Annotated in this window: 8 protein-coding genes; 5 read left to right on the forward strand and 3 right to left on the reverse strand. The window is 71.9% G+C overall.

Features of this window, described 5'->3' with window-relative positions:
- Window positions 1–83 precede the first annotated feature (83 nt).
- A complete protein-coding gene (locus CG719_RS17315) occupies window positions 84–1850 on the reverse strand; it encodes a lytic transglycosylase domain-containing protein (RefSeq protein WP_100569551.1) in 1767 nt (588 codons plus the stop codon).
- A gap of 284 nt (window positions 1851–2134) precedes the next feature.
- Between CG719_RS17315 and CG719_RS17320 the strand changes: the two genes are divergently transcribed.
- Window positions 2135–3067 carry a DUF4184 family protein gene (locus CG719_RS17320; RefSeq protein ID WP_100569552.1) on the forward strand — a complete coding sequence of 311 codons (933 nt, stop codon included), beginning with the start codon at window positions 2135–2137 and terminating at the stop codon, window positions 3065–3067.
- Window positions 3068–3101: 34 nt separating this feature from the next.
- Here CG719_RS17320 and CG719_RS17325 read toward each other — a convergent pair whose 3' ends face one another.
- Both CG719_RS17325 and polA read right to left on the reverse strand, forming a co-directional pair.
- Complete coding sequence (locus tag CG719_RS17325) at window positions 3102–3488, reverse strand: hypothetical protein (RefSeq protein WP_100569639.1); 387 nt, start codon at window positions 3486–3488, stop codon at window positions 3102–3104.
- A 768-nt stretch (window positions 3489–4256) separates the two neighbouring features.
- Complete coding sequence (polA, locus tag CG719_RS17330; RefSeq protein WP_100569553.1) at window positions 4257–6983, reverse strand: DNA polymerase I; 2727 nt, start codon at window positions 6981–6983, stop codon at window positions 4257–4259.
- A gap of 330 nt (window positions 6984–7313) precedes the next feature.
- Between polA and CG719_RS17335 the strand changes: the two genes are divergently transcribed.
- The 4 genes from CG719_RS17335 (at window position 7314) to CG719_RS17350 (ending at window position 12538) form a co-directional block, all read left to right on the forward strand.
- Window positions 7314–9593: an FdhF/YdeP family oxidoreductase gene (locus tag CG719_RS17335; protein WP_100569554.1), complete on the forward strand. Its 2280-nt coding sequence runs from the start codon at window positions 7314–7316 to the stop codon at window positions 9591–9593.
- An 83-nt stretch (window positions 9594–9676) separates the two neighbouring features.
- Window positions 9677–10162 carry a PaaI family thioesterase gene (locus CG719_RS17340; protein ID WP_100569555.1) on the forward strand — a complete coding sequence of 162 codons (486 nt, stop codon included), beginning with the start codon at window positions 9677–9679 and terminating at the stop codon, window positions 10160–10162.
- Window positions 10163–10352: 190 nt separating this feature from the next.
- Window positions 10353–11021, forward strand: a complete 669-nt coding sequence (locus CG719_RS17345; RefSeq protein ID WP_100569556.1) for a Tat pathway signal sequence domain protein — start codon at window positions 10353–10355, stop codon at window positions 11019–11021.
- A gap of 287 nt (window positions 11022–11308) precedes the next feature.
- The gene (locus CG719_RS17350; RefSeq protein ID WP_199836674.1) at window positions 11309–12538 is read left to right on the forward strand and encodes a branched-chain amino acid ABC transporter substrate-binding protein; all 1230 of its coding nucleotides are present in this window, start codon (window positions 11309–11311) and stop codon (window positions 12536–12538) included.
- Window positions 12539–12571 lie beyond the last annotated feature (33 nt).

Raw genomic sequence — 12571 nt, forward strand, 5'->3', positions numbered from 1 at the left:
GATCGGCCGCCGGACGACGCCGAGGGCGCCCCGCCGCTGTGGCGGGGCGCCCTCAGGGTGTTCGTGGGCTGTTCGCGCCGGTGCTACGAGGATGCCGAAGGGCTGGGGGACGGCTCGGCCGGGGTGTCGGCCGGCGCCACCTTCAGCTCCACGGTCAGCGTCGCGCCGCCCGCGGTGGTGATGCGCAGCAGGAACGTACCGGTGGTGTCGTCCGCGTACAGCTTCGGCAGCTTCAGCAGGCCGCTCGCGTCCGTCTGGAGGTCCTTCAGGGTGCGGACCGGCTTGCCGTCGGCGCCCTTGAAGTAGGGACCCTTGTCGTTCTGGGCGGGGTCGTCGGCCGACTTGACCAGGGTGGCGGTGGCCGCGACCCGGTCCGCGACGGCGCCCTTGTAGGTGGCCCTGACCTCGACCTGGCCGGCGAACTCGCCGCCCGGGACGCAGACCAGCTCGGTGTCGGTGGTGCGGGTGAGGGCGTCGGCGGCGCGCTCGGTGACCGTGGCCGTGTAGTCGACGCCGGGGAGCATACGGCCGACGACCGCGGCCCGGACCGTGAAGTCGCCCGTCTCCTCGCCTGCCAGGAGCGCCGGCGCAACGGCCACGCCGGAGGCGTCGGTGGCGACGGTGGCGACCTTCTCGCCGCCGGTGAAGGCGGCGTCGGTGTCACCGGTGATCGTGAACCGGATCCGCACCTTGCCGACGGCCTTGCCGTCCCCGGTCACGGCACGGGTGCTGATCTTCTCCGTGAACGCGTCGCCCGCCATGGCGGTGAGCTTGTCCGTGCCCGCGTCCTGGAGGTGATGCACGGTGTCGGTCGGGGTGGGCGGCGCGCTGGGCGTGCCCGGGGTGGCCGGCGGGGTGGGCTTGGACGGCGGGGTCGGCGGGGTCGGCCAGGAAGGGCTCGGGCTCGGGGTGGAGGAGCCACCGCCCCTGCCGGGCGCGGCGGGCTTGCCGGAGCTGCCGGGCGAGGGGGTCGCCCTCGGGGTGGACGGCTGCGGCGTCGGCCCGGGGTTCGCGCCGGGGGTGTGGTCGCTGCGGTGGGACGGCAGGGGTCCGGTCCCGTCCGGGACGGTGTGGCTGCCCTTGCGGTAGAACTCCAGCCACGTCAGGACGGTGTTCAGATAGTCCGTCGAGTTGTTGTAGCTGAGGATCGCGCTCCGCAGGTCGGCGGCGGTGGACAGGTCCCAGCCGAAGCGGCACAGGTAGTGGCCGGCGGCGAGAGCGGCGTCGTAGACGTTGTTGGGGTCCTTCTTGCCGTCGCCGTTGCCGTCGCGGCCCGCCCACTCCCAGGTGGAGGGGATGAACTGCATGGGCCCGACCGCGCGGTCGTACCTGCTGTCCCCGTCGTACAGGCCATGGTCGGTGTCGCTGATGTGCGCGAAACCGTTGCCGTCGAGGCGCGGGCCGAGGATCGGGGACACCGTGGTGCCGTCGGCGCGGACGTTGCCGCCGCGGGCGTGTCCGGACTCCACCTTGCCTATGGCGGCCAGCAGTTGCCAGGGCAGGTTGCAGCCCGGCTTGGACGCGCGCAGTTCGGCCTCGGCCTTCTTGTAGGCGTCGAGCACGGTGGTCGGTATGCCGGCCTCGGCCGGGCCCTTGGAGATCGGCGTGCCGACGACGGGCGCCGGGCTGGGGCTGTTGAGGGGCGGCAGGTCCGTGAAGTACGGCGAGTCGCCGGTCGCGCTGCCGTCGGTGCCGTCGTCGGGTTGGGGCGTCGCCTCAGCGGTGGACTGTCTGCCGTGTTCGTCGACGACGCCGGGAGCCTGCGAGGCGGACAGAGCCGCGACCGCCGCCGCGGCCACGGCCGTGGTTGCCGCTCCCTTGCGCAACCTGCTGCCGAAATGCGCCGCCATAGAGTGAGCCCCTCCTGTGGACGCCCCGGCGTCCGTCTCTGTCTGTCCGTTCGCCCTGTTGAGACGATCGACCCGTGTGACTGGTTGCCCTCGCGGTGCCGCACGGGTTGACGAATCCAGGTGACCCTACGACAACTTCCTTGGCATCGGGACCCGTTCGCGCCCGATTTTCACCGGTTGGCCACGACTGGTTAACGGGTGCGCCCCTCGCGTGCCACGCATACTGGACGGCGATGATCACACGGGCCCGCCGGCCCGGTCGACGCACGCCAGGAGGAGCCCCGTTGCCGTTCACTCTGAGCCATGCGGCGGCCGTACTGCCCGCGATACGCGGCGACGGAACGGGGCGGGGCCGGCTGGTCCCGTCGGTGCTCGTGGCGGGTTCCTTCGCGCCCGATCTGATCTATTACACGGCAGGGGTGGTGCCCGGTGCGATGGAGTTCGGCACGGTCACACACTCCTTCCCCGGGGTCTTCACGCTCGACGTGCTCGTCGCCTGGCTGCTGGTCGGGGTGTGGCTGCTGCTGCGTGAGCCGCTCGTCGCGCTGCTGCCGCGCGCCCGGCAGGGACGGACAGCGGCGCTGACACGGTGCGGCACCCCGTGGACACGACCGCGCCCGGCGTCGGTGCCGTGGTGGTACGCCTCCGCCGCGCTGGGCGCCCTGACGCACGTGGTGTGGGACGCGTTCACCCACCACGACCGGTGGGGGATGCGGCTGTTCCCGGTGCTGGGCCGGGAGTTGGCCGCGACGCCGGTCTACTGGTACCTGCAGTACGGCAGCTCGGCGGTGGCGGCCGTCGTGATCGCCGGGTTCCTGGTGCACGCGCTGCGGCGGACGCCGGCGGACGAGCCGGTGGGGGTGCCCGAGTTGTCGGTACGGGACCGGCGGCGGGCCTGGGCCGTGATCGCGGTCTGCGCGGTCGCCGGTGCCGTGCAGCGGACCTGGCACTGGTGGACGGGCCGGGGGTCGACAGCCGCTCTCTGGGAGCTGATTCCGACCCTGTGCTTCGGCGCGGGCGCGGGGCTGGCCGTGGGCCTGCCCCTGTACGCCCTGGACGTCAGGCTCCGGCGCGGCGCCCGGCCTGCGGGTGCCGGTGGCGGGGGCGGCGGCGTGAGGGAGTCGGTCGGATCGGGCCGTCCCAGTCCCGAGGGGGTCCGTGCTGGGGCTTCTTCCGGTCCGGACGGTGGGAGTGGTTCTTCAGCCTCGGCAGGTTGAGCCGTGCCGTCGCTTCGCCTGGGGCCGGTCGGGCTCAGCAGTTCCGGCGGTCCTGGCGGGAGCGGTGTGGGGAAGGCTCGCCCAGCCGGTCGCCGGTGGGGGGCGCGGTGGCGACGAAGACGGTGATGCTGCGCACCGGGCGGGGGCGGTGCAGTGGGGAGAGCAGCAGGGCGAGGTAGCCGCGAGTGGTGTCCGCCCACAGACGCCAGGCACGTGTCTCCCCGAGGACGGGATCGCCGGGGCCGAACCGGTCGCGTAGCCCGCTCGCGGCACGGCGCAGGGTCGCCGTCAGATCCGCCGGAACGCGGGCCGTGCCGGCGTCGGGCGCGAAGGGCCGGACCGACAGAGGTGCCCCTTTGGGGGCCTCACCGATGTCCACCCGTATCACCGCCGGCCGGCGGTTGAGCATGCGTATACCCATGCCCGCATCCTGTCGGGCACGGCTCGCGGCTGCGCCTCTTCGGGGTCCACGTGAGTGACGGGCCCTGCCACGGGTGCGCCACGCGAGGGAGGACCCCGCTGTCGACGCACCTGGCAGCCGGCGGGGTCGCCCTTCGGGGGCCACCGCGGCGGACGGGTGGTGACCTGTACGCGGTTCCCACCGGACGACGCAAGGCTCCGGCGCCAGCATCCGCTCCGGCTCCGGCTCCGGCTCCGGCTCCGGCTCCGGCTCCGGCTCCGGCTCCGGCGGCAGGGTGGCCACGGTCGGGACCCGTCCCCCGCCGTGACGCACCCGCGACGGCGGGGGCGGTCCAACGGGCGGTCCGAGCCGGGTGGCCGCCACGCACGGGCGGCTCTGCGGGGGGGCCGCCCGTGCGTGGCGGGACAGCCCCGAGCCACGGTCGCGCGGCCGCCCGTGCACGGCAGGACAGACCCGAGCCGCGGCCGACAGGGTCGCCCGCGCGGGCGCGGCGGGCTGGATCCGCCGTCACGGGGACACCCGCGCACCGCACGACAGCCCCGGCCACGTTCGCGCGGCCGCCCGTGCACGGCAGGTCAGACCGGGCCACGGCCGGCAGGCTGGCCCGCGCGGGCGCGGCGGCCTGGATCCGCCGTCACGGGGACACCCGCGCACCGCACGACAGCCCCCGCCACGGCCGCAGGGCCCCCGCGGCACGGCACGGCAGCCCGGATCCGCCGTCGCGGGAAACGCCCCGGTGTCCAGGCGGCCCGACCCGCGCGCCGCGGGCTAGTGCGCTGCCGACTCCCAGTCCGGGCCCACGCCGACCGAGACGTCCAGCGGGGCCCTGAGCTGTACCGCGCCGGCCATCTGGTGGCGGACGATCTGCTCCACGGTCTCGCGTTCGCCGGGGGCGATCTCCAGGACGATTTCGTCGTGCACCTGGAGGAGCATGCGGGAGGCGAGGCCGCCCTCGCGCAGTGCGCGGTCCACGTGCAGCATGGCGATCTTGACGATGTCGGCCGCCGTGCCCTGGATGGGCGCGTTGAGGGCCATGCGCTCGGCCATCTCGCGGCGCTGCCGGTTGTCGCTGTTGAGGTCGGGCAGATAGCGGCGGCGGCCGAAGAGGGTCTCGGTGTAGCCGGTCGCCCGCGCCTCGTCGACCACGCGGCGCAGATAGTCCCGTACGCCGCCGAAACGCTCGAAGTAGGCGTCCATCAGGGCGCGTGCCTCGGCCGCCTCGATGTTCAGCTGCTGGGAGAGGCCGAAGGCCGACAGCCCGTACGCCAGGCCGTAGGACATCGCCTTGATCTTGCGCCGCATCTCCGGCTCCACCGCCGAGCGGTCGACGCCGAAGACCTGCGAGGCCGCGGTGGTGTGCAGGTCCTCGCCGGAGGTGAACGCCTCGATCAGGCCCGCGTCCTCGGACAGGTGGGCCATCACGCGCAGCTCGATCTGGCTGTAGTCGGCGGTCATCAGCGACTCGAAGCCCTCGCCGACCACGAAGCCGCGCCGGATGGCCCGGCCCTCGTCGGTGCGGACCGGGATGTTCTGCAGGTTCGGGTCCGTCGACGACAGGCGGCCGGTGGCGGCGACCGTCTGGTTGAACGTGGTGTGGATCCGGTCGTCGGCCGCGATCGTCTTGATCAGACCCTCGACGGTGACACGCAGCTTCGCCTGCTCACGGTGGCGGAGCATGACGACCGGCAGCTCGTTGTCCGTCTGGGTGGCCAGCCATGCCAGGGCGTCGGCGTCGGTGGTGTAGCCGGTCTTCGTCTTCTTCGTCTTCGGCAGGGCGAGCTCGCCGAAGAGGACTTCCTGAAGCTGCTTGGGCGAGCCGAGGTTGAACTCGTGCCCCGCCGCAGCGTGGGCCTCCTTCACGGCCTGCTGCACCGCGCCCGCGAACATCTGCTCCATGGTCTCGAGGTGGGTTCGGTCGGCCGCGATGCCGTGCCGCTCCATGCGGGCCAGCAGAACGGACGTCGGCAGCTCCACGTCGCGCAGCAGTTCCGCCGCGCCGACCTCCGGAAGGCGCGCCTCGAAGGCCTCGCCGAGGTCGAGGACGGCGCGGGCCTGGATCATCAGGGCCTCGGCCTCGGCGCCCTCGTCGGCGCCGAAGGCGAGCTGCCCGTCGGCCGCGGCGGCGGGGGCCAGCTCCCGGTGCAGGTACTCCAGGGACAGCGCGTCCAGGTCGAAGGAGCGGCGGCCCGGCTTGACCAGGTAGGCGGCGAGCGCGGTGTCCATGGCGGCGCCCTCTATGGTCCAGCCGTGCTCGGCGAAGACCCGCATGGCGCCCTTGGCGTTGTGGAAGACCTTGGGCCGGTCCGCGTCGGCCAGCCAGGCCGCGAACGCGCCCTCGTCCGCCTCGTCCAGCTCGGACGGGTCGAACCAGGCGGCCGCTCCCCCGGGCGCGGCGAGCGCGATCTCGGCGACCGAGCCCGCGCCCAGCGCCCAGGTGTCGACGGTGGCGACACCGAGGACCTGCGTGCCGTGCTCCGTGAGCCAGCCGGCCAGCTCGCCGGTGCCGAGCACGGTGCCGTCGAGCTGCACGCCGTCCGTCGTGATCGGGGTCGTCTCGGCCTCCTCGGCGCCCGGGTCCACGGCGAAGAGCCGCTCGCGCAGGGAGGGGTTGCGGATCTCCAGGGTGTCCAGGACCATCGCGACGGCCTTGCGGTCGTACGGCGTGCGAGTGAGGTCGGTGACCGTCTTCGGCAGCTCCACGCTCCGCTCCAGCTCGGTGAGCCGGCGGTTGAGCTTGACGGACTCCAGGTGGTCCCGCAGGTTCTGCCCGGCCTTGCCCTTGACCTCCTCGACGCGCTCGACGAGCTCAGCGAACGAACCGAACTGGTTGATCCACTTCGCGGCGGTCTTCTCGCCGACGCCGGGGATGCCCGGCAGGTTGTCGGACGGGTCGCCGCGCAACGCCGCGAAGTCCGGATACTGGGCCGGGGTCAGCCCGTACTTCTCGACGACCTTCTCCGGGGTGAAGCGGGTCAGCTCGGAGACGCCCTTGGTGGGGTAGAGCACCGTCGTGTGCTCGGAGACCAGCTGGAACGAGTCTCGGTCGCCGGTGACGATCAGCACCTCGAAGCCCTCGGCCTCGGCCTGGGTGGCGAGGGTGGCGATCACGTCGTCCGCCTCGAACCCCTCGACGGCGAAGCGGGAGGCGTTCATCGCGTCGAGCAGTTCGCCGATCAGCTCGACCTGCCCCTTGAACTCGTCCGGGGTCTTGGAGCGGTTCGCCTTGTACTCGGTGAACTCCGCCGACCGCCAGGTCTTGCGGGAGACGTCGAAGGCGACCGCGAAGTGCGTCGGCTCCTCGTCACGCAGCGTGTTGGCCAGCATCGACGCGAAGCCGTAGATGGCGTTCGTCGGCTGGCCCGTCGCGGTCGTGAAGTTCTCCGCGGGCAGCGCGAAGAACGCGCGGTACGCCAGCGAGTGCCCGTCCATGAGCATCAGCCGCGGCCGCGCGCCGCCGGGGGTGGTGTCGGTCTTCTTCGATGCTGTCTCTGCCACGCCCCCGATCCTGCCACGTACCACTGACAGCCGAAGCCCACGCCCTGACAGCCGCGGCCGGCCACCCGCCTCCACGGCCTCCGGAACGCCACGCCCCCGGCCCGCCCGGCCGCCCACCCCGCAGCGCCTGCCGCCCGGAGCCCACCCCGGTCCCGCGCCGGAAGACGGTCCCTCCCGCGGCGCGCTCCGCAGCCGGGCGGCCGGGCGGGCGGCACGGGACAGTCCGTGTGCCGGTTGCCGTGGTCCGTGTCCCGGGCCTAGGGGCTTTCGCACGGTCGTGCGAGGATCGGGAGCGTTGTTCATATGCCGCGAGTCGAAGGAGAGCGTGCTATGGCCACGAAGCCGCCCATGGGTGATCCGGTTCAGGACGCGCCGGAGGTAGCCGAGCCGCAGCACGCGGCGGCGGGGCTGCCGGCCATCGGGCACACCCTGCGGATCGCCCAGCAGCAGATGGGGGTGCGGCGCACCGCGCTGACCCTGCTGCGGGTGAACCAGAAGGACGGCTTCGACTGCCCCGGCTGCGCCTGGCCGGAGCCGGAGCACCGGCACACGGCGGAGTTCTGCGAGAACGGCGCGAAGGCGGTCGCCGAGGAGGCCACCCTGCGCCGGGTCACCCCGGAGTTCTTCGCCGCGCACTCCGTGTCCGACCTGGCGGACCGCAGCGGCTACTGGCTGGGCCAGCAGGGACGGCTCACCCACCCCATGTACCTGCCCGAGGGCGCCGATCACTACGAACCGGTCACCTGGGAGCGCGCCTTCGACATCGTCGCCGAGGAGATCACCGCCCTCGACTCCCCCGACGAGGCCCTCTTCTACACGTCGGGCCGCACCAGCAACGAGGCCGCGTTCCTCTACCAGCTCTTCGCGCGCGAACTCGGCACCAACAACCTGCCCGACTGCTCCAACATGTGCCACGAGTCGTCCGGCTCGGCCCTGTCGGAGACGATCGGCGTCGGCAAGGGCAGCGTCCTCCTGGAGGACCTGTACAAGGCCGACCTGATCATCGTCGCCGGGCAGAACCCGGGGACGAACCACCCCCGGATGCTCTCCGCCCTGGAGAAGGCCAAGGCGGGCGGCGCGCGGATCATCAGCGTCAATCCGCTGCCCGAGGCCGGGCTGGAGCGGTTCAAGAACCCGCAGACCCCGCAGGGCATGCTCAAGGGCGCCGCGCTCACCGACCTCTTCCTGCAGATCCGCATCGGCGGCGACCAGGCCCTCTTCCGTCTCCTCAACAAGCTGATCCTCGACACCGAGGGCGCGGTGGACGAGGAGTTCGTGCGCGAACACACCCATGGCTACGAGGAGTTCGCGCAGGCCGCCCGGACCGCCGACTGGGACGAGACGCTCACCGCGACCGGGCTCACGCGCGCGGAGATCGACCGCGCGCTGGAGATGGTCCTCGCCTCCCGGCGCACGATCGTGTGCTGGGCGATGGGCCTGACCCAGCACAAGCACTCGGTGCCGACCATCCGCGAGGTCGTCAACTTCCTGCTGCTGCGCGGCAACATCGGCCGCCCGGGCGCGGGGGTGTGCCCGGTGCGCGGCCACTCCAACGTGCAGGGCGACCGCACCATGGGCATCTTCGAACGCCCCGCCCCCGCCTTCCTGGACGCCCTGGAGAAGGAGTTCGGCTTCGCACCTCCGCGCGAGCACGGCTACGACGTCGTACGCGCCATCCGGGCCCTGCGCGACGGGGAGGCGAAGGTCTTCTTCGCCATGGGCGGCAACTTCGTCTCCGCCTCCCCCGACACCGAAGTCACCGAGGCCGCGATGCGCCGGGCCCGGCTGACGGTGCACGTGTCGACCAAGCTCAACCGCTCCCACGTGGTCACGGGCGCGCGTGCGCTGATCCTGCCCACCCTCGGCCGCACCGAGCGGGACGTGCAGGCCGGCGGCGAGCAGTTCGTCACCGTCGAGGACTCCATGGGCATGGTGCACGCCTCCCGGGGCCGACTGCGGCCCGCGGGCCCGCAGTTGAAGTCGGAGCCGGCCATCGTGTGCGCTCTGGCCCGCCGCGTGCTGGGCGAGAGGAGCGTCGTGCCGTGGGAGGAGTTCGAGAAGGACTACGCCGCGATCCGCGACCGGATCGCCCGGGTGGTCCCCGGCTTCGAGGACTTCAACGCGCGCGTGGCCCGCCCCGGCGGCTTCGCGCTGCCCCACGCCCCGCGCGACGAGCGCCGCTTCCCGACGGCCACCGGCAAGGCCAACTTCACCGCCGCGCCGGTGGAGTACCCCGAACTGCCCGAGGGCCGGCTGCTGTTGCAGACGCTGCGTTCGCACGACCAGTACAACACCACGGTGTACGGCCTCGACGACCGCTACCGGGGCATCAAGAACGGCCGGCGGGTGGTGCTGGTCAACCCGGAGGACGCGCGGGCGCTCGGGGTGGCCGACGGGTCGTACGTGGACCTGGTCGGCGAGTGGAAGGACGGCGTGGAGCGGCGGGCACCGGGCTTCCGCGTCGTGCACTATCCGACGGCCCGCGGCTGCGCCGCCTCCTACTACCCGGAGACCAACGTGCTGGTGCCGCTCGACGCCACCGCCGACACCAGCAACACCCCGGCCAGCAAGTCCGTCGTGGTGCGTCTGGAACAATCGGCGGCCGACTGAGCGTTCGCTCAGTGAATGCGGTGGCCGATCGACCACGATCCGGTCGGCACCGAGCCGACCAAGGACGAACGGAGCCGGACCCCATGGGCGAGCAGCAGCACGTGAAGTTCCCGCAGGAAGTCCTCGACGAGTACGCCGCGCTCGGCGTCGACCTGCCCGCCCTCTTCTCCGCCGGACACCTCGGCACCCGCATGGGCGTGCAGATCCTGGAGGCGTCCGCGGACCGCGTCGTCGGCACCATGCCGGTGGAGGGCAACACCCAGCCCTACGGACTGCTGCACGGCGGCGCCTCCGCCGTCCTCGCCGAGACCCTCGGCTCGGTCGGCGCCATGCTGCACGGCGGCAGCTCCAAGATCGCCGTGGGTGTCGACCTGAACTGCACCCACCACCGCGGGGCGCGCTCCGGGCTGGTCACCGGTGTGGCCACACCCGTCCACCGGGGACGCTCGACGGCGACGTACGAGATCGTGATCAGCGACGAGGAGGGACGGCGGGTGTGCAGCGCCCGTCTGACCTGCCTGCTGCGCGACGTGAACCCGGGCGACAACCCCGCCGGCGCGGCCGGCTGAGCCACGGAGCCGCCCCCGCGACCGTTGCCCCCGGACACCGGGCCCCCTAGCTTCTTGCCATGACAACGGGAGGAGCGCCCCGGCCGGCGGCGCGGTCGAGCCGGTCACACCCCCAACCACGCGCCACGTCAGTGGATCTGACGTGCCGCCATCGGACCGGGGAAGACCGTTCCGGCAGGAGAGCCGGGACGTGAGCGGTGTCGGGCCGCTCGAACCGGGCGAGGGCACGCGCGCGTGGGGCACGTCCGACCGGGACGACCCGGATGCCCCGGGCGACCCTGATGCCCCGCCCCGCCCCGGCGCCCTCGCGCACGGCCCCCTCGCGCCTCTCGCCCGGCTGTACCGGCGGCACCGCCGGGCCGCCCTCACGGCCCTGACACTCGCTCTCCTCCTCGCGGGCGGCGGCTACTTGTCCGCCATCCGCCAGGACGCGCCGCAGCCCCCTCCGCCGCCCCCGGCGCCGCCCTACCCGTCCCTGGTGACCGACGTGTCCTACCTGGACGAGGTCGCCGCACCCCACGCGGCAGGAAACAGGACATTCAGCTTCGCGGTGCTGGTCAGCGTGCAGACCGGCCCGCCCGTGACCGTCACCGGCATCGACCAGCCGTACGCAGGACTTTCCCTCACCTCCGAGCCCCGGGCCCCTTTCCTCATCCGGGCAGGATCCGCCCATAAAGTTGTGATCACCATGCATGTGAAGGAATGCGGAAAGGTGCCGGGGAACGCCGGACTCCCATTCCTGGACGTGACACTGCGTAATGAGCGCGCAATCCAGGTGCACGGTTTCATCCTCGGGCCACGGTATGCGCAGAGCCTCTCCCAGGCCCTGGAAGTCGCCTGCGGCAACGGTTCTCGGTAATCACCAAAACCCTTGAGACACCTGATCGCAGCAAGCCCCGTCCTGCGGGTTCTCAGAATCCGGACCGGGCGAATCTGCCTGAATTCCACTGTTCCACCCGCCGCGCACCGCTCTGCATTACGTCCTGTCATAACAAGAGAGTCACAGCCTTGGCCAAGCCCTCCTCGACGTTCCCTATGCACGCCTAGAGTCACGGCCAGTCACGGCGCGTCGGATTACCTCTTCGACTCCGCGCTCGACTCGACCTCTTCCAGGGGGGAGGGGCCGTGCCAGGGAAAGGACTGATCGTGCGTCAACGTTCACTCATCGCCGTAACCGCAGCACTGGCAGCGGGAGCACTCACCCTCACCGCCTGCGGCTCGCGCGGCGGCGACAAGGGTTCGGACTCCGGCAACGGTGGCACCACCGTGGTCATCGGCGTCGACGCCCCGCTGACCGGCGACCTGTCCGCCATGGGCCTCGGCATCAAGAACTCCGCCGACCTCGCCGCCAAGACGGCCAACAAGCAGAAGTTCGTCGAGGGCGTCACCTTCAAGATCCAGGCCCTGGACGACCAGGCCCAGCCCTCCTCGGGCCAGCAGAACGCCGTCAAGCTCGTCGCCAACAAGGACGTCCTCGGCACCGTCGGCCCCCTCAACTCCTCCGTCGCGGAGTCCATGCAGAAGGTCTTCGACGACGCCAAACTGGTCCAGGTCTCCCCCGCCAACACCGGCCCCTCCCTCAGCCAGGGCCCCGACTGGCGGACCAAGAAGGAGCGCCAGTACAAGTCGTACTTCCGCACCGCGACCACGGACGCCATCCAGGGCCCGTTCGCCGCCCAGTACGTCTACAACACCGCGAAGAAGACCAAGGTCTTCGTCATCGACGACAAGAAGACCTACGGTGCCGGCCTGGCCGGCACCTTCACCGACGAGTTCAAGAAGCTCGGCGGCAAGGTCGTCGGCACCGAGCACATCAACCCCGACACCAAGGACTTCTCCGCGGTCGCCACCAAGGTCAAGAAGTCCGGCGCGGACATCGTCTACTACGGCGGCGAATACCCGCAGGCCGGCCCGCTCAGCAAGCAGATCAAGGCCGCCGGCGCCAAGATCCCGCTCATCGGCGGCGACGGCATCAACGACGCCAAGTTCATCGAGCTGGCCGGCCCCGACAGCGGCGGCGACCTCGCCACCTCCGTCGGCACCCCGGTCGAGGAACTCGACTCCGCCAAGCAGTTCACGGCCGACTACAAGGCCGCCGGCTACAAGGAGGAGTACTCCGCCTACGGCGGCTACTCCTACGACTCCGCCTGGGCCATCATCGAGGCCGTCAAGAAGGTCGTCGACGACAACGGCGGCAAGATGCCCTCCGACGCCCGCGCCAAGGTCACCGAGGCCATGCAGAACGTCTCCTTCGACGGAGTGACCGGCAAGGTCTCCTTCGACGAGTTCGGCGACGCCACCAACAAGCAGCTCACCGTCTACGCCGTCAAGGACGGCGCCTGGGCCTCGGTCCACTCCGGAACCTACACGGGCTGATCCACCACCAGCACCGCTCAACCGTCGCGCGGG

The sequence above is a fragment of the Streptomyces sp. CB01373 genome (genome assembly GCF_002803075.1).
Classification (GTDB): domain Bacteria; phylum Actinomycetota; class Actinomycetes; order Streptomycetales; family Streptomycetaceae; genus Streptomyces.

Bases quoted from the DNA above. Each gene is read 5' to 3' on its own strand.
- CG719_RS17335 (WP_100569554.1), top strand. From the start codon at position 7,314: ATGGCCACGAAGCCGCCCATGGGTGATCCGGTTCAGGACGCGCCGGAG.
- CG719_RS17340 (WP_100569555.1), top strand. From the start codon at position 9,677: ATGGGCGAGCAGCAGCACGTGAAGTTCCCGCAGGAAGTCCTCGACGAG.
- CG719_RS17315 (WP_100569551.1), bottom strand. From the start codon at position 1,850: ATGGCGGCGCATTTCGGCAGCAGGTTGCGCAAGGGAGCGGCAACCACG.
- CG719_RS17325 (WP_100569639.1), bottom strand. From the start codon at position 3,488: ATGGGTATACGCATGCTCAACCGCCGGCCGGCGGTGATACGGGTGGAC.